Source organism: Enterococcus sp. DIV1682a (assembly GCF_051711005.1).
Taxonomy (GTDB): Bacteria; Bacillota; Bacilli; order Lactobacillales; family Enterococcaceae; genus Enterococcus_B; species Enterococcus_B hirae.
Genome location: NZ_JBIOLT010000001.1, coordinates 1252118 through 1273401 on the forward strand (window position 1 = coordinate 1252118; position 21284 = coordinate 1273401).

18 protein-coding genes are annotated in these 21284 nt (G+C 35.5%); all 18 read left to right on the forward strand.

Features of this window, described 5'->3' with window-relative positions:
- The first annotated feature begins 251 nt into the window (after window positions 1-251).
- The 18 genes from IGJ23_RS05710 to IGJ23_RS05795 all read left to right on the forward strand — a co-directional run bounded on the left by IGJ23_RS05710 (window position 252) and on the right by IGJ23_RS05795 (window position 20767).
- Window positions 252-785, forward strand: a complete 534-nt coding sequence (locus tag IGJ23_RS05710) for a hypothetical protein (RefSeq protein ID WP_178286355.1) — start codon at window positions 252-254, stop codon at window positions 783-785.
- Window positions 786-1171: 386 nt separating this feature from the next.
- Window positions 1172-2386 (forward strand): hypothetical protein, encoded by a 1215-nt coding sequence (locus IGJ23_RS05715; protein WP_178286353.1) that lies wholly within the window; start codon window positions 1172-1174, stop codon window positions 2384-2386.
- 651 nt (window positions 2387-3037) lie between these two features.
- The gene (locus IGJ23_RS05720; RefSeq protein WP_207432360.1) at window positions 3038-3385 is read left to right on the forward strand and encodes a hypothetical protein; all 348 of its coding nucleotides are present in this window, start codon (window positions 3038-3040) and stop codon (window positions 3383-3385) included.
- Between the two features lie 658 nt (window positions 3386-4043).
- A complete protein-coding gene (locus IGJ23_RS05725; RefSeq protein WP_081129095.1) occupies window positions 4044-4625 on the forward strand; it encodes a hypothetical protein in 582 nt (193 codons plus the stop codon).
- 34 nt (window positions 4626-4659) lie between these two features.
- The gene (locus tag IGJ23_RS05730; protein WP_010719360.1) at window positions 4660-5559 is read left to right on the forward strand and encodes a hypothetical protein; all 900 of its coding nucleotides are present in this window, start codon (window positions 4660-4662) and stop codon (window positions 5557-5559) included.
- 288 nt (window positions 5560-5847) lie between these two features.
- Window positions 5848-6123 (forward strand): UPF0223 family protein, encoded by a 276-nt coding sequence (locus IGJ23_RS05735; protein WP_010719359.1) that lies wholly within the window; start codon window positions 5848-5850, stop codon window positions 6121-6123.
- A 4-nt stretch (window positions 6124-6127) separates the two neighbouring features.
- Window positions 6128-6916 carry an inositol monophosphatase family protein gene (locus IGJ23_RS05740; RefSeq protein ID WP_232011830.1) on the forward strand — a complete coding sequence of 263 codons (789 nt, stop codon included), beginning with the start codon at window positions 6128-6130 and terminating at the stop codon, window positions 6914-6916.
- 152 nt (window positions 6917-7068) lie between these two features.
- The gene (gene typA, locus IGJ23_RS05745; RefSeq protein WP_088775598.1) at window positions 7069-8898 is read left to right on the forward strand and encodes a translational GTPase TypA; all 1830 of its coding nucleotides are present in this window, start codon (window positions 7069-7071) and stop codon (window positions 8896-8898) included.
- Between the two features lie 919 nt (window positions 8899-9817).
- On the forward strand, window positions 9818-11569 hold the full coding sequence (gene recQ, locus IGJ23_RS05750) for a DNA helicase RecQ (protein ID WP_207432356.1): 1752 nt from the start codon (window positions 9818-9820) through the stop codon (window positions 11567-11569).
- Between the two features lie 162 nt (window positions 11570-11731).
- Window positions 11732-12034 carry a DUF1507 family protein gene (locus tag IGJ23_RS05755; protein ID WP_010719354.1) on the forward strand — a complete coding sequence of 101 codons (303 nt, stop codon included), beginning with the start codon at window positions 11732-11734 and terminating at the stop codon, window positions 12032-12034.
- Between the two features lie 2 nt (window positions 12035-12036).
- Window positions 12037-13203 (forward strand): FtsW/RodA/SpoVE family cell cycle protein, encoded by a 1167-nt coding sequence (locus IGJ23_RS05760; RefSeq protein WP_010719353.1) that lies wholly within the window; start codon window positions 12037-12039, stop codon window positions 13201-13203.
- A gap of 20 nt (window positions 13204-13223) precedes the next feature.
- Window positions 13224-16652 (forward strand): pyruvate carboxylase, encoded by a 3429-nt coding sequence (locus IGJ23_RS05765; protein ID WP_438774687.1) that lies wholly within the window; start codon window positions 13224-13226, stop codon window positions 16650-16652.
- A gap of 13 nt (window positions 16653-16665) precedes the next feature.
- The gene (locus IGJ23_RS05770; protein WP_081129089.1) at window positions 16666-17793 is read left to right on the forward strand and encodes a CAP-associated domain-containing protein; all 1128 of its coding nucleotides are present in this window, start codon (window positions 16666-16668) and stop codon (window positions 17791-17793) included.
- Window positions 17780-18208, forward strand: a complete 429-nt coding sequence (locus IGJ23_RS05775) for a YlbF family regulator (protein WP_010737456.1) — start codon at window positions 17780-17782, stop codon at window positions 18206-18208. The genes IGJ23_RS05770 and IGJ23_RS05775 overlap by 14 nt, the downstream gene beginning before the upstream one ends.
- Window positions 18201-18542, forward strand: a complete 342-nt coding sequence (locus tag IGJ23_RS05780) for a YlbG family protein (RefSeq protein WP_010719349.1) — start codon at window positions 18201-18203, stop codon at window positions 18540-18542. The genes IGJ23_RS05775 and IGJ23_RS05780 overlap by 8 nt, the downstream gene beginning before the upstream one ends.
- Before the next feature lie 122 nt (window positions 18543-18664).
- Window positions 18665-19246: a 16S rRNA (guanine(966)-N(2))-methyltransferase RsmD gene (gene rsmD, locus IGJ23_RS05785; protein ID WP_223603477.1), complete on the forward strand. Its 582-nt coding sequence runs from the start codon at window positions 18665-18667 to the stop codon at window positions 19244-19246.
- The gene (gene coaD / locus IGJ23_RS05790) at window positions 19243-19734 is read left to right on the forward strand and encodes a pantetheine-phosphate adenylyltransferase (protein WP_010719347.1); all 492 of its coding nucleotides are present in this window, start codon (window positions 19243-19245) and stop codon (window positions 19732-19734) included. The genes rsmD and coaD overlap by 4 nt, the downstream gene beginning before the upstream one ends.
- A complete protein-coding gene (locus IGJ23_RS05795; RefSeq protein ID WP_025480486.1) occupies window positions 19724-20767 on the forward strand; it encodes a SepM family pheromone-processing serine protease in 1044 nt (347 codons plus the stop codon). The genes coaD and IGJ23_RS05795 overlap by 11 nt, the downstream gene beginning before the upstream one ends.
- The last annotated feature ends 517 nt before the right edge of the window (window positions 20768-21284 follow it).

Here is a 21284-nt window from a genome sequence, read left to right on the forward strand (position 1 = left end):
TTGCATTATATGAACGTTTGTAAGTCCCTGATAGTATTTTAGCGGCTGGAAAAAAGCTATGGTTAAGTTGTTATTAAACAGAATCTCACAAAAACGGTAAACTTGTTTTATAAATATTGAATATAACAAAGATTTAGCAGCAAAAATAATAAATGGAGCTCTATTGTCAACGGGAATGACTTAATTTTATTTTTTGGAAAAAATCTATATACAATGAATCAAGTCAGATACGTTAGAAAGAAAGGTCGGGAATGATGAGTAAAAGAGAAGAAGGGGTTTATGTTGACCCTCATACAAAAGATGTCAGGTGCCATTCTCAATGGGACGATATTAGAAAAATCATCAACAAGAATCAAATGAACTATTTCAATCATCTATCAAAACTCTTTGAAAAAAAGCCGTTAATTTATTTTGAAATTGAAAAAAAAATGATGGATAAACAGGATATTAAAGGTATCTCTTTATTGGTTTTGTTAAAAAGGGAAGGAAAAGGTCTGGCATCCAGCGAATTATTTTATCCACCATTGAAAAATATTCGAGAGATTATGATAAAAGGATTGATGAAGGAATGTAGACAACAGGCATTCATTCAATTGAATGAAAAATACCAACAAAATGGGCATAGAATTGTTGAAATCACAGACCCATACTTTATATCATCTGACAATAAAGAAGAAAAACGTGATCTAGTGGGGATAAGAGAACATCTGAAGAAGGAGTTCGCAAAATATCCTAAAGAAGAACAAAGTGTAAAAATAGAGGAGAATCGAGATAATCGCTTTTAGCTCTTTGTCCAGCCGGATAAGGTTAGTTAATAAATATCAAAATTAGGCTTTTTACAACTAATGTTGGTAAAGAGAAATCTTAGAATAATTAGGACAGAAAGAAGAAAAATTCCTTTTTGTCCTTTTTATTAGCTATAGATTGTTAGGTCTAGTGTATTTAAGGTATCTTTGATAAGTTGAGTATAAGACAGCTTGAATCCTTTTATGACTTGGTCAGTCAAATTCATTCTAAATGGTTTCGAGGTGTCTTTTCTTATTTTTACCTTTTTTTCTGAAAAATAAAAAAGCAATTGGATCGACACATTTCGATATCAATTATTTGATTTTTTAGCGGAAGTAGTTATTTACTAACTTAATGTTAAATTACTCTAAAGGAGAGTGCCCCTATGAAAAATGAAACGATTAAAATTCCTCAAGAGGGCTGTCATGTAGGTGATGAGAATGAGGAAATAAAAGGTTCGAATGATTTAAACGAGGCAGTGGAAGTGTCAGACAATACAGTTCACACAAAAAGAAAACAAATGTTTGATGAGCAGGAATCAGTTAATCTTCAAGGATGGGACGAATTATATAATCCGCTGTTAAATGGCAATTATACGATAGAGCAAGCAGTGAAAGTGTTAGGTGATATATATGAACCAAAAAGAATACGAATATCTGATGAGGCGAAATCAAATGAACATCAAGAACAATCTGATCCTCATAATCGAAATATAAGTGACTTTACAGAAAAGGAAATACAAGATAAGCGTACGAAAAGTTCCAAAAACATCCCAGTGGCTCAGGCAATCAAACAAATTGATAAGCAGCCTATTTCTCAAACGGCGCACTCTCTTGAGCTTGCTCTACCAAAAAAAGTCAATAAAACATATCCTAAAGTGGATTACGTTCAACTATATCAATCCATTCAATCAGTTATCACAAGAGAGACATTTTGTGACATATTGGAATTATCAATTGATACATTTCAAAAGTTGCTTGAATATGAAGAGGTTGTCCCCGATCAGTCAGCCAATAGTGAATCAGAACATATAGATAAAAAAGAGAAGTTAACTCATAAAATAATATCGACTATCGAAGAGTTGAGGAGTAGGGAAAAAACTGAGGAGAATCTGAATTGTACTAATAAGGTTAAGGAAGCTTGTGTACTCTTATGGAGAAGTGAACGATTAACACAGAAAGAATTGTGTGACAAATTGAACATTTCTGATGGGAATTTAAGAAGATGGAATTATAGATACGATCAGGCGCTTGGAAATAAAAACACAATAACAACTCTCGAAGATTTAAAAAATAGGGAGCTAGGGCCAGGGAATTTGTCTTGTCCAGCTGAAGTTAAAGCAGCGTGCGTTCGTTTACTTAAGAATAAAGAAATGACTAAAAAGCAAATATGTGAATATTATCGTTTGGTTCCGAAAACGTTGCATAATTGGAATAAAAATTATGATCTATTACTAAAAGAAATAGAAAGAAAATCACACGGACTTCAAACTTTTTCAACGAGTGTTGGAAATGCTAAAATTACGGCTACAGAAAGTAATATAAGGATAGAACATAAACAAGATACGAGTCCAAATTTAATTTTTGGCGGAAGGACGTAATAAAATTCTAACAGGATAATCATTAGTAAAATCGAATAAACCTTAGAAAAAAATAAAACAAAAAATTATTCAGAAAAAGACCAAGAATTTGATTTTGATCGAACATTTTTTTCTAAAAAGAAAAAAAGTGAATTATTTGTTAGAACATTCGATGTTAAAATAGAGAAACAATAAATGTATTAAAAAGGAATTGATTATGGAAAATAAGTGAAATGCCTGAGAGTGGATGTATAGACGTTTGTACATAAGTGGTAGTGTTTCTGATAATTGAATAAAATGATCTGAGCAAGTGCTGTTGAACAGAATCTTACAAAAACAGTAAACTTATTTATTAACGGAACATACTAAAGATACAGCAGCCAAAATAATGAATGGAGATTTATTGCCAATAATAATGACTTGAATTTATTCGTTAGAAAAAGATTCAATAAAAATGAATCAAGTCAAATATAATAAAAAGAAAGGTCGGAAATGATGAGTCAAAGAGAAGATGGCACTCAGGTACCTCCTAATATAGACGATATCAATCGTCTTCCACAACGGAACGATATTATGAAAATTATCAAAAAGAATCAAATGAACTATTTCAACCATCTATCAGATCTCTTTTAAAAAAATCCGTTAGCGTATTTTGAAATTGAAAAGACCATTATGGATAAATACGAAATTAAAGGTATTTCTTTATTGCTTTTGTTAAAGCGAGAAGGAAAAGGGCTTGCTTTCAGCGAATTATTTTATCCGCCATTGAAAAATATTCGAGATTTTATGATAGCAAGATTAATGAAGGAATGTAGACAACAGGCGTTCATTCAATTGAATGAGAAATACCATCAAAATGGGCATAAAAATGCTGAAATTACTGGTCAATATATTAGTCAAACACTTTGTGATAAAGAAGAAAAACAAGATTTAATGGCAATAAGAGAACGTTTGCAGAAGGGTTTCGTAGCATCTCATACAGAAGAACAACGTGTAAAAACAGAAGAGAAATCGAGATAATTATAGCTCTTAGTTCTTTATCAAATCTAATAAGATTTCTAATAAACATCAAAATTAGTAACTTCAACTAGTTTTGATGTTTTTTGCTTCACATTAAAGTATGTTCTTTCATCATTTCTTGTAGTAACTAGGAAAAAGTAGCGTTTTCTCAATCATAGTTAGTTGGTATCTCTTTGTGGTAACAATAAGCTGAAATTCATGGGGAAAGTAAATGATCCACGACTTCATTTGCTGTTGAATAGTGCTATAAAAAATTCCGCATAATAACCTACAACACTCCATTATACTAAAAATTTTTCATATACAGTGTTGTAATATGAACATAATTTTCAAAAAAAAAAATAAAAGGGTCCTCCTTGTAATCGATTTCATGATAAGCTTTTTTTATAAAAAAGTTAATGAACTTATCTAGCTTAATTGGCAATAATTTTAGACTACGGTGATAGAATATGAAAATTAGAGAAAAAAGAGAAAATATCAAAACAATTTGTACACGCACTTATCTAGTTTGAATGATAAGATCTCGGTTACAACACAGAAAATTCAAATCAATCAGATGAGCGATGCTCTACAAACCACAAATAAAAAATGATATAAAAGTAAAAAGTATTGAGAGGGACGTTAGAGAGTTATGTAAAAAAAGAAATGGGGTAAAAAGATGAAGTTTACTCAAATACAAAAAATTCATGTAAATCCAAATGTTGGCAATGTGAATCGACATAATGACTATCGAACAATCCAACGTATATTTGAGAAAAGTGCATACAATTATTATGTTCATTTAACAGATTTATTTGAGAGAGAACCATTGAGGTATGCTGAAATTGAAAATATTATATATGAAAAATATAAAATCGAAGGTCCTTCTTTATTAGATGCGCTAAAAAGAGAAGGAAAAGGGTTCCAACGCAGTGAATTATTATGTGCAAATGAAGGTTTTAGAAAAAGTGTCATCAGTGCGTTGTTTATAGAATGCCAAAAAGAATCTAGAATGGAAATTATTGCCAATTATTATAAAAATGGGAATGATATTGTAGAAACGACATTCCCTGATTTTAGTCGTCTAATAGGCGAAAATAATCGCAGAGAAAAAGAAGCATTCGAACAAAGAGAAAAAAAAAGAATAGAAGTAAAGCGATTGAACGCGATACATAAAGGTTTATCTCATAATAAGAAAATAAATGTAATTGATACTCGGAGCATCTCTCAGTCTATACTTAATGTAGAACTAAATAGATAGCAATTATTAATATTTTGTAGGAGGTAGTCAACAGATGAATAAAGAAGATAATAAACTAACAAAATCTTTTTTACTTAGGCCAGACAAAGATCTTCAAACTTTTGCACATTCAAATAAGATTAGTACCAAAAGTATGAAACAAATATTAGAAGAAAAGCTAAAATTTCCATGGGAAAAATTAAACGATTATTTACCAGAGCTATTAGAAAAATCAAGCTATCATTGTATCGTTGAAAAAATTTTGAGTGAACATTCAGAGTTTGGTAAAGTTGTTCCTCTCAGTGAAGAGGCCAATAGGGAAATAAGCATTATTATGAATAAAATAGGAATTTCTGAACAATCTCAGTTCAGTGAAATTTTACCCAAAGCAATTTTAGAAAATCCAATAAGTTTGGAGAGTTTTTCTGAAAATTTAGAAAAATATGTTTCTTCGTCTGAATTTACGATGTATATTAATGCAGCAGAGATTCCAAGTACTATATCATCAGAAGAGATACTTAGCGATAATATAATAAATTTTGAACTAAACAAAACGATTCAAAAATACAATGAACTAGCTGTTAATGGAGGAAATATCATTACTAAACGAGATGTTAAAAGCACCTTACTTCATTATTTAAGTAGAAAGGATAATGAATCATATAGGCCTAAGGTCGATACAGAAGTACTTATTGAAGTTGTTGTCAAAGCATTGCCACATTGTCATTATATTAAAAATTCGTCTTTATCCTCTCAAAATTGGTTCTATAAGATTTTTTTAGAAAATGAAGGGAATTCTAAATTTGCTGAGCTACAGAAGGGGATGTTTAAATTAATTTCAAAAGATGAAACATACACTGCCACTAAAATAAATGAACAATATCGGATAAATCATAGTTTTGCTAATGAAGCGTCTATGAGCTCGTTAAACATACCTGAACATGAAGGACGTTAGTTTCATATGAAATCCCTTAGGAAAAGTAAAAATGTTAGATCTTTTCCTCTTATCTTAATAAATAAACCTACGTCACCGACAGAATTTATTTTCTCTATTTTGTTAGTGACGGTTCTTTGTATGAACGTGTGAATTTTTATAGACTATTACTTATTTTTCTTAGCTAGCGATATAAAATAGTTATTCAACTATAAATTAATTATGTAAACTAGAAAATCGAAACTATTTGGTTATGTACTTATTCTTATGATACACTGATTTTGACTATAGGAAATAGGAGAATGAAGTATGCAAGATTATCAATACCCGCTTGATTTAGACTGGACCACCGAGGAAATGGTCATTGTGATGAAGATGTGGGAGGATTTAGAGTTAGCGAATGAAAAGGGCATCGATAATGCTCGGTTTCTAAAATCATACCAACAATTCAAAACGGTTATTCCATCTATTGGAGAAGAAAAAAAATTAGGAAAAGAATTTGAAAAAGTATCAGGTTATTCATTGTATCGAACAGTTCAAGCAGCAAAAAAGAATCAGAAAAAAATCCTAAAAATGAATGGGTGAGAACATGAATAAACAAGAACTGATCCCTCAGATCAAAATCTGGCTTGAAGAAGCAGCTGAGAAAATTCGTGCGGTACAAATCAAGACGCTTAAAGTTGATCAAAAAACCAATCGAAAAGATCTGGTTACCAATATGGATCGTGAAGTCCAAGCTTTTTTGATTGAAAAGATTCAGGCGTATAATCCAGAAGCAAAGATTCTCGCAGAAGAAGAAGGTTACAGTGAGTTAGAAAGCTTTGAAGGGCAAGTATTTGTTATTGATCCAATTGATGGAACCATGAACTTCGTACTTGAACAAGAGAATTTTTGTATTATGTTAGGCGTTTATCAAGATGGTGTTGGACAACTTGGTTTTATTTATGACGTGATGAAAGAAGCGCTGTATTGGGGTGGAAAAGATTTAGGTGTTTATATGAATGACCATCCGTTAACTAAGCCAGAAGACCTTCGTTTAAAAGATGGACTTATTGGTTTGAACGGTTATCTTTTTAGTCATAATCGGTGGAATGTCCGAACAATTGGTGAACAAAGTATGGGTGTTCGTATTTATGGATGTGCAGGACTAGAAATGATTGCACTTTTAAAAGGGAAACATATTGGTTATATTGCAAATTTGAGCCCGTGGGACTATGGCGCAGGGAATGTTTTACTCGCTGAATTTGGAATGAAATATAGCGGTATCTCAGGAGAAAAGCTAAAATTTCGAGGAAGAGAATATTATATTGCGGCTACACCTCAAGCCTATGATGAAATTCGGGCACTTATTGCTGCGGCTGATTCGCTAAATAAGTAAAAAAAACCGCATAATTAAGAAAAATATGGCTAAAATATTAATTTTCTCGAAAAAATGAAAACATTTCACTATATTTCATGAAAAAAGTTTGCTATAATAAACAGTCGAGTAAAATTGCACTGTCATAAAGAACCGAGAAGGAGTTAGTTACATTGAACTATAGAAATGATATCCGTAACGTAGCGATCATCGCCCACGTTGACCACGGAAAAACCACATTGGTTGATGAATTATTGAAACAATCAGATACATTAGACGCACACACACAATTACAAGAACGTGCGATGGATTCAAATGCTTTAGAAAAAGAACGTGGAATCACGATTTTAGCAAAAAATACCGCAGTTGATTATAAAGGGATTCGTGTCAATATCATGGATACACCTGGGCATGCGGACTTTGGTGGCGAAGTTGAACGAATCATGAAAATGGTTGACGGCGTTGTCTTAGTAGTTGATGCTTATGAAGGAACGATGCCACAAACTCGTTTTGTTTTGAAAAAAGCGCTAGAACAACATATTACACCGATCGTAGTTGTGAATAAAATTGATAAACCTTCTGCACGACCTGAGTTTGTTGTTGATGAAGTATTAGAATTATTTATTGAACTAGGTGCAGATGATGATCAATTAGATTTCCCAGTTATCTATGCTTCAGCATTAAACGGAACATCTAGCTTGTCTGATGATCCAGCTGATCAAGAACCAACAATGGCACCGATCTTTGATACAATTGTTGAAAAAATCCCTGCGCCAGTAGACAATAGCGATGAACCATTACAATTCCAAGTATCATTGCTTGATTATAACGACTATGTTGGACGTATCGGGATTGGTCGTGTCTTCCGTGGAACGATCAAAGTAGGGGACCAAGTTGCCTTACTAAAATTAGACGGTTCAGTTAAAAAATTCCGTGTAACTAAATTATTTGGGTTCTTCGGCTTGAAACGTTTAGAAATTGACGAAGCAAAAGCTGGAGATCTAATTGCCGTATCAGGAATGGAAGATATTTTCGTTGGGGAAACAGTGACACCTGTGGACCACCAAGATGCTCTGCCAATTCTACACATTGACGAACCAACACTGCAAATGACTTTCTTAGTGAATAATTCACCATTTGCCGGCCGTGAAGGAAAATATGTCACTGCTCGTAAAATTGAAGAACGCTTGATGGCTGAGTTGCAAACGGATGTTTCATTGCGTGTTGAACCAACAAATTCTCCAGATGCTTGGACTGTTTCTGGTCGTGGAGAACTTCATTTGTCAATCTTGATCGAAAACATGCGTCGTGAAGGTTATGAACTACAAGTATCTCGTCCTGAAGTTATCGAAAAAGAAATTGATGGCGTGAAATGTGAACCTTTTGAACGTGTTCAAATCGACACACCTGAAGAATACATGGGTAGCGTAATCGAATCATTAAGCTTACGTAAAGGCGAAATGCAAGACATGGTCCATACTGGTAATGGTCAAATCCGTTTGACATTTTTAACACCAGCTCGTGGCTTGATCGGTTATTCAACTGAATTTCTTTCAATGACTCGTGGCTACGGAATCATGAACCACACATTTGATCAATACCTACCAATGTTACCAGGTCAAATCGGTGGACGACACCAAGGTGCGTTAGTATCGATTGATACTGGAAAAGCAACAACTTATTCCATCATGAGTATCGAAGAACGTGGAACTGTTTTTGTTGAACCAGGTACAGAAGTTTATGAAGGCATGATCATTGGTGAAAATAGTCGTGACAATGACTTGACTGTTAACATTACGAAAGCAAAACAAATGACTAACGTTCGTTCTGCTACCAAGGACCAAACATCTGTTATCAAAAAACCAAAACAATTGACGTTAGAAGAATCGTTAGAATTCTTGAATGACGATGAATATTGTGAAGTAACACCGGAAAGTATCCGTTTAAGAAAACAAATCTTAAACAAAAATGCACGTGAAAAAGCTTCTAAAAAGAAAAAATAATCATTTGTTCACCTTGTTGATACAGTGATGTTTAGCTTTGAGAAATAAACCGAAGAAGACCAAAAATAGGAGTAACTATTTTCGGGCATCTTCGGTTTATTTTTTGTTCAGATGACTGGTAAATCAGCATTAAAGTGGATGAAAAGAAAAATACTGTCGGCAAATTTTGCTTCTCAATTTTTTAGAACGTATTCAATTGTTTGAAATTAAAAGGAGAGAATTGTTTTTCCTTTTTCTAAAATTGTTATCTGTGGAGAAGTTAATAAAAATTAAAAGAAAAATTCAATAAGTACGCTAAAAGTTTATTAAAAGTCTTTTTAAAATCTTTGATTACCTCGTTTTTTGTTTCACGAAAAGTGAAAGTTTCACAAAAAAGCATGTTGTACTTGATTGCTTGGAGAAGTAAAATATAATTGACGTATTATAGTTATAGAGGGGCGATAGAAGGGTCAATAATAAAAGGTTGCTCTAGGCTTTTTATAAATAAAAAACAACTAAACCGTGGACGAGCGGCATTTTTTTGACATAAAGCTGAGTTTCGTAAAACATGGGGAGCTGTTTCGAGATTATCATCCTTAATGCTCCTGCGATTACTCGGCGCAGTTTTTACTTGGTGAGCGCTCAGGTCAAAGCGCCCTTTTCACAACCTCTTATTCACGGTGTTCAAGCATCAGCTTCTTGAAATAAGCCTGAATTTTTCAAAACATGAGAAGCTGTTTTAAAAAATTCTTTCTTATTGTCATCGGAGCTTCCCGATGCTTTCACAACCTCTTATTCACGGTGTTCAAGAAGCAACTCCTCAGCAATAAGCGATGATTTTCTAAAATATGAGAAGCTATTTTAAAAAATCCTCTCTTATTCGCTCGGAGCTGATCGCTTCTTTCACAACCTCTTAAATCAACTAAAAAGTAGGGATAAAATGAATGATATATTAAAACAATACTTTGGTTATGAAGTATTTCGCCCTGGACAAAAAGAAATTATCCAAAAGGTCCTTGATCATGAAGACGTCCTAGGGATCATGCCTACAGGAAGTGGGAAGTCCATTTGTTATCAATTGCCAGCATTGATGTTGGATGGCTTGACTGTAGTCATTTCTCCTTTGATCTCTCTGATGAAAGATCAAGTAGATGCTGCCAATCAGTTAGGCATTTCAGCGACATTTATCAATAGTTCATTGGATAGTTATGAGACTGCTTCTCGGTTTCGATTACTCGAACAGCAACAAATCCAATTATTATATGTTGCGCCAGAACGGTTTATCATGCCAGATTTTATCCAATCAATGAAACGTTGGCACGTGCAACTGATAGCGATTGATGAAGCGCATTGTATCTCACAATGGGGACATGATTTTCGTCCAAGCTATCTTCATATGGCAGAAACATTAAACACGTTTGATCAACGACCGGTCATTGTGGCATTGACTGCTACTGCAACAAAGCAAGTAGCAGAAGATATTAAAAGACTTTTAAAGGTACCAATGGATAATCATATTCAAACGGGTTTTGCACGAGAAAATCTACGTTTACAAGTAGTAAAAGATCAAAAAAAAGAGCAGTACTTAATTGAGTATCTACGTATCAATAAAAAGCAATCAGGGATCATTTATGCCGCTACCCGCAAAGAAGTTGATCGAATCTATCATTTGTTAAAGAAATTTGATTTCAGTGTTGGCAGATATCATGGTGGGATGAGTGAAAGCCAACGAACAGAAATCCAAGAAGACTTTTTATATGACCGTACAGAATTATTAGTTGCAACGAATGCTTTTGGCATGGGGATCAATAAGAGTAACATCCGCTTCGTCATTCACTATCAGATTCCTGGTTCTTTAGAAGCTTACTATCAGGAGGCGGGACGAGCAGGTCGTGATGGGCTCTTAAGTGAGGCTGTCTTGTTGTTTGCTCCCCAAGATATACAGGTCCAAAAATTTTTTATCCAACAATCCCAACGAGAAGAGTCACAAAAACAAAAAGAATACGAAAAATTAAAAGTAATGACGGAATACGTCTACATCGAATCCTGTCTGCAACAATATATTCTTACTTATTTTGGCGAAAAAAGTATCCCATGTGGAAGATGTGGTAACTGTTTAGATGAACGTGAACTAGTCGATGTAACGACTGAAACACAGATGGTGTTGTCTTGCTTGAAACGCATGGGTGAAAATTATGGGAAACAATTGTTGATGAAGGTATTAGCTGGTTCGAAAGAACAAAAAGTCAAGATGCTAGGTTTTCAAGCGTTATCAACTTACGGCTTATTAAAAAAATGGGCACAAAAAGATATTCTTCAGTTGATCGAGTATCTTATTTCTGGTGGTTATCTGTATTCAATGAACGGTGAATACCCCACGTTGAAAGTAACGGAACTAGGAATCGAAGTGTTAAAAGGGAAACAAAAAGTATTTAAAAAAGAAGCTGAAAAAGTCCAACAACTTTCTGATGAAGAAGCTGACACTTTATTTGAAACGCTAAGAGAGTTACGAACTGACTTAGCTTCTGAAGCAGGCGTGCCGCCTTATGTGGTTTTTTCAGATGCGACTTTAAAAGAAATGAGTCGACAACGTCCAAAAGATCGACTTTCTTTATTGCAGATAAAAGGGGTAGGACAAAGCAAGTTAGACAAATACGGGGACGCTTTTTTAGCACTGATACTTTCTAGTTAAGTAGTATATCGTTTGTAAAATTAGTACATCTATTGTTTTTGCTCATGATAGGCTAGCAAATAGTAAAAAAAGAAGAAAATCCCTGAGCGAAAACTGGGATTTTTCCCCGTTAGAATTTTAAGTATGTTATAATAAATAAACTTAGAATGGGGGTAGGCTTAGATGGATTCTCTATCAAATGAATTTGCAGTTCAAGTGCTTAAAGATGAATCAGAACGAATCAAACGCTTGATCAAAAATCAAAAAAATAGCCTGTGTATCTCACAATGTAAGGCATTTGAAGAAGTAGTAGATACGCAAATGTATGGCTTCTCACAACAAGTCGGATTTGCCGTTCGTGTGGGCATCATCGATAAAACAGAAGGACAATTGTTGCTGAGTGAGCTAGAGCGTGAACTGAACCGATTATATAGTGAGGTTTACCAAGAAAATTACGATAAAAAAGAAATTGGCAAGGAGGAGTAAACTTGCCTAAGAAAGTAAAAAAAAGGCATTTATTAAACTATAGTATTTTGATTCCTTACTTGATTCTATGTATTTTAGGTTTAATCATGGTCTATAGTTCATCATCTTATTTATTGCTAGAAAATGGAAGCAGTCCTTCCGCCTCTTTTTTTAACCAAAGTTTGTTTTGGGGCGTTAGCTTAGTAGCTATTGGACTTTTATATAAAATGAAAACATCCGTATTAAAAAATCAACGACTGATTATGGCAGCTATTGCTGTACTGACAATCTTGCTATTGATCGTTTTATTCTTCGGGAAAGAAATCAATGGAGCGAAAGGATGGCTTCAAATCGCTGGATTCTCTCTCCAGCCAGCTGAATACTTAAAGATCATTGTGATTTGGTACTTAGCATTAACGTTATCTAAAAGACAAAGAAGCGTTCAAAAAGATTTTGTTTCTACTGTTAAAAGACCGTTACTGTTAGTGTTGGCACTAACAGCGCTAGTTGCTATTTTACCCGATTTTGGTAATGCAACTGTCATTTTTTTAATTATCTTAGTCTTACTTTTGGCTAGTGGTATCAACTACGTTTATACGTTGATCGTTGGGGTCGGTGGGGTTGGCTTGAGTGCTTTAGCAATCTGGTTGATCAATATCACCCACGGGAAAATATTTCCCGGACGTTTACAATATATCTATAACCGATTTGCCATTTATCAAAATCCTTTTTCTGACGAGTTGAACAAAGGTCATCAATTAGCTAATGGTTATTATGCGATGTTCAATGGAGGGCTTTTTGGTCGAGGTCTTGGAAATAGTATCCAGAAAAAAGGTTTTTTAAATGAAGCGCAGACGGACTTTATTTATGCCATTGTGGTAGAAGAGTTAGGCGTGATCATGGGGATCTTGATTCTTGCTTTACTGTTTTTCATGATTGTTCGGATCTTTTTGGTGGGGATTCGCTCAAAAGATCCATTTAATTCTCTATTATGTATTGGGATTGGTGCCATGTTCATGATCCAAATATTTATCAATTTGGGAGGGATAACCGGCGTTATTCCGTTAACTGGGATCACTTTCCCATTTTTGAGTCAGGGAGGATCTAGTTTATTGATGTTATCCATTTGTGTTGGCTTCGTCTTGAATATCAGTGCAGATGAAAAACGAAAAAGTTTAGGTTTATACTAAAAAGATGTAGGAGTGGTTTGATGGAAAAAGTTTTAGTTGCTAACAGAGGAGAAATTGCTGTACGAGTGTTTCGAGCATGTACAGAATTAGGAATTAAAACTGTAGGTATCTACGCAAAAGAAGATGAGTATTCCGTGCACCGGTTTAAAGCAGATGAAGCATATCTAGTTGGCGAAGGGAAAAAACCGATTGACGCTTACTTAGATATTGAAGGGATTATTGCCATTGCGAAAGCCTGTGGAGCGGATGCGATCCATCCAGGCTATGGGTTGTTATCTGAAAATCTAAGTTTTGCAAAACGATGCAAGGAAGAAGGCATCACTTTTGTAGGACCAGACTTACATCATTTGGATATCTTTGGTGACAAGATCAAAGCAAAAGCAGCAGCTATCGCAGCTGGAATTGCTTCGATTCCTGGGACTGATGGACCGATTGAAAAGGTCGAAGATGCTTTGTCTTTTGCTGAAACGTACGGTTATCCGATCATGATTAAAGCCGCTCTAGGTGGTGGGGGACGAGGAATGCGTGTCGCCCATGATGAAAAAAGCGCTCGAGAAGGCTATGATCGTGCGAAAAGTGAAGCAAAAGCGGCTTTTGGCAGCGATGAAGTGTATGTTGAAAAATATATTGCAAATCCTAAACACATCGAAGTCCAAATTTTGGGCGATAAACATGGAAATGTGATCCATTTATTTGAAAGAGACTGCTCTGTACAACGACGTCACCAAAAGGTAGTAGAGGTAGCCCCTTGTGTCTCCATGTCCACTGAACAACGCGAACGCATCTGTCAAGCAGCCGTTCAATTAATGAAACACGTTGGTTATGTCAATGCTGGGACGGTTGAATTTTTAGTTGAAGGAAATGACTTTTATTTTATCGAAGTCAACCCTCGAGTCCAAGTGGAACATACGATTACAGAGATGATTACCGATGTGGACATCGTGACTACTCAATTATCGATTGCCCAAGGGAAAGATTTACACAGTGAAATTGGTCTGCCGCAACAAGCAGATATCAAACTAAATGGTTCTGCGATTCAATGTCGGATCACTACAGAAGACCCGTTGAATCATTTTCTTCCTGATACAGGGAAAATCGATACTTACCGTTCACCTGGTGGTTTCGGAGTGCGTTTAGATGTCGGTAATGCTTATGCAGGATATGTGGTTACCCCATACTTTGATTCACTTTTAGTCAAAGTTTGTACACATGCAGCAGATTTTGATACGGTAATCCAAAAAATGGAACGTTGCTTAAAAGAATTTCGGATTCGTGGAGTCAAAACCAATATTCCATTTATGTTGAATGTGATTTCCCATCCTGAATTTCAATCAGGAAACGCTAAAACGACATTTATCGATAATACAAAAGAATTGTTTGAGTTCCCTCGTTTACGCGACCGTGGAAATAAAACAATGAAATACATCGGTGAAATTACCGTGAATGGCTTCCCAGGAATCAAAAATGGTGAAAAACCATTTTATGAATCTCCTCGGGTACCGAAAGATTTGATTAAACGCCCAGATTATCTGACAGCAAAAAATGTTTTAGATTCTGATGGTTCGGATGCGTTAGTCCAATGGATCAAATCGCAAGAAAACTTGTTATTGACTGATACGACATTTAGAGATGCTCATCAAAGTTTATTAGCAACTCGTGTTCGTACGAAAGACTTTAAAGAAATTGCTCAATTGACCGGTGAAGGATTACCTGAACTATTCTCAAGTGAGATGTGGGGAGGAGCAACCTTTGACGTCGCTTATCGCTTTTTGAATGAAGATCCTTGGCAAAGATTAAGAAAGATCCGAGCATTGATGCCAAATACGCTGTTACAAATGTTGTTCAGAGGTTCAAATGCAGTCGGTTATTCCAATTATCCAGATAACGTCTTAGTAGAATTTGTGAAAGAAGCAGCGGCTCAAGGAATTGATGTGTTTCGAATCTTTGACAGTTTGAACTGGGTACCGCAAATGGAAAAAAGTATCCAAGCGGTTCGAGACACAGGTAAGATTGCAGAAGCTGCGATCTGCTATACCGGAGATATCAATGATCCTAGTCGTGCAAAATATAATGTCCAATATTACAAGGACATGGCGAAAGAACTAGAACAACTTGGGGCGCATATCATTGCGATCAAAGATATGGCTGGCTTGCTGAAACCACAAGCTGCTTATCGCTTGATTAGTGAATTAAAAGAGACTACTGATTTGCCAATCCACCTTCATACACATGATACGAGTGGAAATGGAATCATTACCTATTCTGCAGCTTCAAAGGCTGGGGTAGATATCGTCGATGTGGCGATGAGTGCGATGAGTGGGAATACAAGTCAACCAAGTATGAGCAGTTTGTATTATGCTTTAGTCAATGGTCCACGATTGCCAGAAATCAATATTCAAAATGCACAACAATTGAATCATTACTGGGAAGATGTCCGTATGTATTACAAACCATTTGAGAACGGTTTGAATGCACCAGAAACAGAAGTATATATGCATGAAATGCCTGGTGGACAATACTCTAATCTCCAACAACAAGCCAAAGCAGTTGGTTTAGGAAATAAATGGGATGACATCAAACAGATGTACCATACAGTGAACCTGATGTTTGGTGATATCGTGAAAGTTACCCCTTCATCAAAAGTTGTAGGAGACATGGCTTTGTTCATGGTTCAAAATGATTTAACGGAGGAAGATATCTATGAAAAAGGTGAAACATTGAGTTTCCCAGAGTCTGTGATTACTTTCTTCCAAGGAGAGCTAGGACAACCGGTTGGAGGATTCCCGGAAAAATTACAAAAGATCATCCTTAAAGGACGAGAAGCGATTACTGAACGTCCTGGAGCTTTAGCTAAACCAGTTGATTTCCAACAAGTCAAAGCAGAATTAGCTGAAAAAATCGGCTATGAACCTAAACAAGAAGAAGTGCTGAGCTATTTGATGTATCCGCAAGTCTTTCTAGATTATCAAGCAGCCTATAATCAATTTGGTGATGTGACATTACTTGATACACCAACATTCTTCCAAGGGATTCGCTTAGGAGAAACGGTGAATGTTCAAATTGAAAAAGGCAAGATTTTGATTATTCGCTTGGATGAAATCGGCGAACCAGATATTGAAGGAAATCGTGTCTTATTCTTTAACTTGAATGGCCAACGTCGTGAAATCACAGTGAACGACCATTCGATCATCAGTACTGTACAAACACGTGTGAAAGCTGAACCAACAAATCGTGAACATATCGGTGCAACGATGTCTGGTTCTGTATTAGATGTATTAGTCAAAAAAGGAGATCATGTCAAAAAAGGCGATACATTGATGATCACGGAAGCAATGAAAATGGAAACGGCAATTGAAGCTCGTTTTGATGGTGAAATTGCGCATGTCTATGTAACAGATGGCGATGCGATCGCTTCTGGTGACTTATTGATTGAAGTAACTGAAAAATAAAGGTGGGAAAAAGATGAAACGGCTAGGGTTATTTGGTGCGATATTGTTATCAGTGATCATTGCATTTTACATGCAGCCGGTGTTGTTTCCTCCTAAACTTGAAGTAAAAAAAAGCTCAGAGCAAATCACTCAAAATCAAATGACTACGTGGAAATACCAGAAGTTGGAAACATCTGGCTTTTCCACGTATGTTGGTCAATCAGTTGATGAATTAGAGCAACGTTTTGGTGATCCCTATGAACGCTTGACGAGTGGGTTTGGTTTTGAAACAAGATATTACCATGATCAAATCAATCACTTATCCTTTGAAGCGAATATCACAAAAGATAAAGTTTCCACGATTAAAGTATTAAATACGGACAACTCAACGATTGCTCCTTTTTACTTAGGGATGACAATGCAAGATCTAACTGAGATTACCACGATTTATACGAATTTTAATTTTCAATACAATGGAACAGATGTCGGGATCGAATTGATGGAAGAAGATATGAATTATCGACCGTTGATTGCGTTTGATAATGATACGTTTGCTATTTTATTCTTCGACCAAAGTAGTAATGGACTGTTTTCGATCGTTTATTTGGATAAAGCTAGTTTGTTGAAACTTCATCCCTATCAAGTATTTGGTTCAGACTTACCGCAATATAAAATAGACGATCAAGTAGATTGGGCTGAAATCAATCAAGCAAAAGAAGGTCATAGTGTTCGATTGTTGAATCAGTTAAGGCAATTGGATCGCTTACCACTTTATAAGCAGACGACCGGTTTTTCTACTCAAACGAAACTGCTTTTAAGTGATTACCTTAATAGACCAGAAGATATTTTGACGAAAGAACGATTAGCAGAATGGCAACAAATAGCGGGTAGTACAAACGCAACTGCTAAGTTTTCATTGACTACTGATGAAATTGATTCGTTAGTCGCAAAAAGAAAGCTTCCCCAATCGACCGGTGTCTTTACCCATCCAGTGATTGATCCAACGTTTACATTTTTATTTTTGTATAGTGATCCGTATTATCACGACCGCTTTTTAGTTAACACTTCCGATCTATTAGGAATTGCTTTTTCAAAAGAAAATATGTTAGTCTTAATGCAAGAAGAAGTTAAGGAGAGTACCGATAGCAGTGATAATCAATGAGGAATTATTTGCCTTAGAAGATCAATGTCAGAGCTTATCCGATTGTATCAAAAAAAGCGAGACGATGAAAAAATATTTAAAAGCTAAAAAAGTGATGGAACAATCAGCGGATGTCAATTTATTGATTAATGATTTCTCAATAAAAAAAGAACAGTTTGAAAAAGTTGTTCCTTATCAAAAATATGCACCAGAGTTTCGAGAGAAGCAAAGAGCTGTTCGGTTAGCCAAACGCCAACTTGATTTGCATGAAAAAGTAGCGGATTTTCGTTGTATGGAAACACAATTGCAAGATCTATTGGATAAAATTAGCCAACAGTTAGCAGAAACGGTATCGTTGACGATTAAAATTGATGCGGGAAATCCTTTTTTTGAACAAAAAGGGCGTAGTGGATGTGGAGGTAACTGTCATGAATGATGAAAAAAATGAATTTCAACTAACGAAACGACGTGGGTTGATTGTCTGGGTATACAGTTTGAAACAATTAAAAAATTTGAAGAAATTTGGATTGCTTCATTACGTTTCACGTAAAATGAAATATGTCGTATTGTATTTGAATGAAGACACATTTGAGCAAACTGCAGAACGAATCAACAAACTTCATTTTGTTCGCAAAGTTGAACGCTCTTATCGTCCAGACGTCGAAATGAACTTTGCTGATAAGATTGGTACGAAGCAACCAGTCAAAGAAGAAGGTTTTGAGATTGAGGAGATCAACACTAAAATCCGTTTAGCAGACCACGTCTTTTAAACCTGTTTTGTGTAAATCATTCATCTCTTAAATAAAAAAGATAAAAATAACTTGAGAAAGCATGAAATTAATGGCGATCCAAGTTTTTTTATCTTTTTTTTTGGTATACTAGTAACAGCACGATTTTTAAAAGGAGTGAGTCAATGCGAGTCATATCAGGAACATATGGTGGACGACGCTTAAAGAGTTTAGCAGGGGCTAATACACGTCCCACCACAGATAAAGTGAAAGAATCGATCTTCAATATGATCGGTCCTTACTTCGACGGAGAAACAGTCTTAGACCTATTTTCTGGTAGTGGCGGGTTAGCTATCGAAGCAGTTTCTCGTGGCTGTGGGCATGCCTTTTGTGTAGACAAAAATTACCAAGCGCTAAAAATAATCCAAGAAAACATTAAAGTAACGAAAGAGCCAGAAAAATTCACCACGTTAAAACTTGATGCGGACAAAGCCATCGAAAAGCTGGCAAATGATCAGCAAAAATTTGATTATTTATTTCTTGACCCACCATATGCCAAACAAAAAATTCTTGACCAAATAATCAAAATGACGGAGCTGGACCTTTTTAATGATTCGGCAGTTATTGTATGTGAAACTGATAAAACAGTGGAATTACCAGAAAAGATTGCTGATTTTACGCAAATCAGAAAACAAACGTATGGTATTTCAACTGTGACTATCTACAGAAAAGAGGAAGACCTATGAAAAAAGCCTTGTTTCCAGGCAGCTTTGATCCGTTCACGAATGGGCATTTAGATATGGTCGAACGAGCAGCAAAAATGTTTGATGAGGTCATCATTGGGGTATTTGTGAATACGTCAAAAAAACATCTATTTACCGTTGATGAAAAAGTTACATTGATTACTCAAGCTGTTCGTCATCTTCCGAATGTTAAAGTGTACCACCAAGAAAATCAATTAACAGTCGAGATTGCGAATGAATTAGCTGTTCAAACCATCATTCGTGGTATCCGTAGTGTAAAGGATTTTGAATATGAACGGGATATTGCTCAAATGAATCATCATTTAAATCAAGAAATCGAGACGGTCTTTTTATTGGCTAAACAAGAATATAGTCACGTTAGTTCTAGTTTATTAAAAGAAGTCTTACACTTTGGGGGAGATGTCAGTGACTATCTTCCACCAGTAATCAACGAAGCGTTAGCTGGAAAGCGTGAAAATGATGGACTTTAAAAGATGGTTAAAGACGATTCTTGTCATTTTTTTAGGGATATTTATTATTGGGTTCGTGGTAATTCCACTTCCTTTTTATGTGGAAGCACCAGGAGCAACCATCAATTTGAAAGAGCTGATTACCGTCAATGGGAAAAAGGACAAAGATTCAGGTTCCTTTTCATTAACTTCAGTGGGCATCCGTCGAGCAACTGGTTTTACAGCAGTCAAAGCCAAGCTAGCACCGTTTGAAGATTTGATTAGCGCTGAGGAGTTGACTGGCGGGGCGACTAGCGAAGAATACAATCAAATCCAACAATATTATATGGAGTCTTCCCAAAATGCAGCGATTGAGCAAGCACTAAAATTGGCAGGGCGCTCTTACCAGATGGAATTTAAAGGTGTCTATGTCATGAGTGTCGAGAAGAATTCCAATTTCTATGGAAAATTAGCAGTTGGTGATACAGTCACAAAAGTTGATGGACAAACCTTTAAAAGTGCAGAAGCATTTATGAAGTATGTCAAAAGTAAAAAAGTCGGCGATACGGTCACGATCACCTATCTCCGAGATGGCAAAGAAAACGAAACTTCAGGTAAATTGATCGAACTGCCAACGGATAATAAAGCAGGGATTGGGATTACTTTAACCGATCATACGAGTATCAAGTCGGATACAGATGTAATGATTAATTCAGGATCAATCGGAGGGCCGTCTGCTGGTTTGATGTTTACCCTGGAAATCTATGAACAATTGACCGGTAAAAATCTTCGTCAAGGGAAAGAAATTGCTGGTACTGGAACGATCAATAGCGACGGTGAAGTTGGGCGAATTGGTGGTATTGATAAAAAAGTGGCTAGTGCAGACAAAGCTGGCGTTGAAATATTCTTTGCACCGGATGATCCAATCTCAGATGAAATCAAGAAGAAACATCCAGAAATCAAAACCAATTACGAAGAAGCCAAAGCTGCTGCGAAAGAATTGAACTCTTCAATGAAAATTGTACCAGTGAAAACCGTACAAGATGCCCTTGATTATTTAGAAAAGATGAACTAAAGATTCATTATAAATCGTTTTGTTTCAACAACATTTTTTTATCGTTGTTCATGAAACGGTTTTTGAACGAATAAATAGACAGACAAAATTTCCTTTAAGATTGATGTTTTCAATGACTCAGCCTTAACGGAAAGCTTGTCTGTCTCTTTTTTATAGAGAAACTAAAATGAATAGAAACTAGCCATGAAGGGATCTATGTGTATGAGGTAAGCTTTTTTATTCGTTTGATCAGTAAAATAAAAGTTATTTTTAACTGCGTCAGTTGATAAAGAGTTTAAACTTATTATGGAAAAATTTTCGGTAAAATGAAAAAATAGGAAATAAAGTGAAGATGTATGATATAATCGAAGGACAGAAAAATGAATACAGTAAGATGATCAGATCGTTCTAAGTCAGTGTTTTTTTACTGATTCCCTAGTAAAAACTACGTTGGCACACAGCTTTTAATTTTTACATTTATCCGATTCATTGGGTATTCTGAAAATAGAGGAAAGAGCTGGAGAATTTTATTCTTGAA

Coding starts and splice junctions, on each gene's coding strand:
- IGJ23_RS05710 (WP_178286355.1), top strand. CDS start 252: ATGATGAGTAAAAGAGAAGAAGGGGTTTATGTTGACCCTCATACAAAA.
- IGJ23_RS05715 (WP_178286353.1), top strand. CDS start 1,172: ATGAAAAATGAAACGATTAAAATTCCTCAAGAGGGCTGTCATGTAGGT.
- IGJ23_RS05720 (WP_207432360.1), top strand. CDS start 3,038: ATGGATAAATACGAAATTAAAGGTATTTCTTTATTGCTTTTGTTAAAG.
- IGJ23_RS05725 (WP_081129095.1), top strand. CDS start 4,044: ATGAAGTTTACTCAAATACAAAAAATTCATGTAAATCCAAATGTTGGC.
- IGJ23_RS05730 (WP_010719360.1), top strand. CDS start 4,660: ATGAATAAAGAAGATAATAAACTAACAAAATCTTTTTTACTTAGGCCA.
- IGJ23_RS05735 (WP_010719359.1), top strand. CDS start 5,848: ATGCAAGATTATCAATACCCGCTTGATTTAGACTGGACCACCGAGGAA.
- IGJ23_RS05740 (WP_232011830.1), top strand. CDS start 6,128: ATGAATAAACAAGAACTGATCCCTCAGATCAAAATCTGGCTTGAAGAA.
- recQ (WP_207432356.1), top strand. CDS start 9,818: ATGAATGATATATTAAAACAATACTTTGGTTATGAAGTATTTCGCCCT.
- IGJ23_RS05755 (WP_010719354.1), top strand. CDS start 11,732: ATGGATTCTCTATCAAATGAATTTGCAGTTCAAGTGCTTAAAGATGAA.
- IGJ23_RS05765 (WP_438774687.1), top strand. CDS start 13,224: ATGGAAAAAGTTTTAGTTGCTAACAGAGGAGAAATTGCTGTACGAGTG.
- IGJ23_RS05770 (WP_081129089.1), top strand. CDS start 16,666: ATGAAACGGCTAGGGTTATTTGGTGCGATATTGTTATCAGTGATCATT.
- IGJ23_RS05780 (WP_010719349.1), top strand. CDS start 18,201: ATGAATGATGAAAAAAATGAATTTCAACTAACGAAACGACGTGGGTTG.
- coaD (WP_010719347.1), top strand. CDS start 19,243: ATGAAAAAAGCCTTGTTTCCAGGCAGCTTTGATCCGTTCACGAATGGG.
- IGJ23_RS05795 (WP_025480486.1), top strand. CDS start 19,724: ATGGACTTTAAAAGATGGTTAAAGACGATTCTTGTCATTTTTTTAGGG.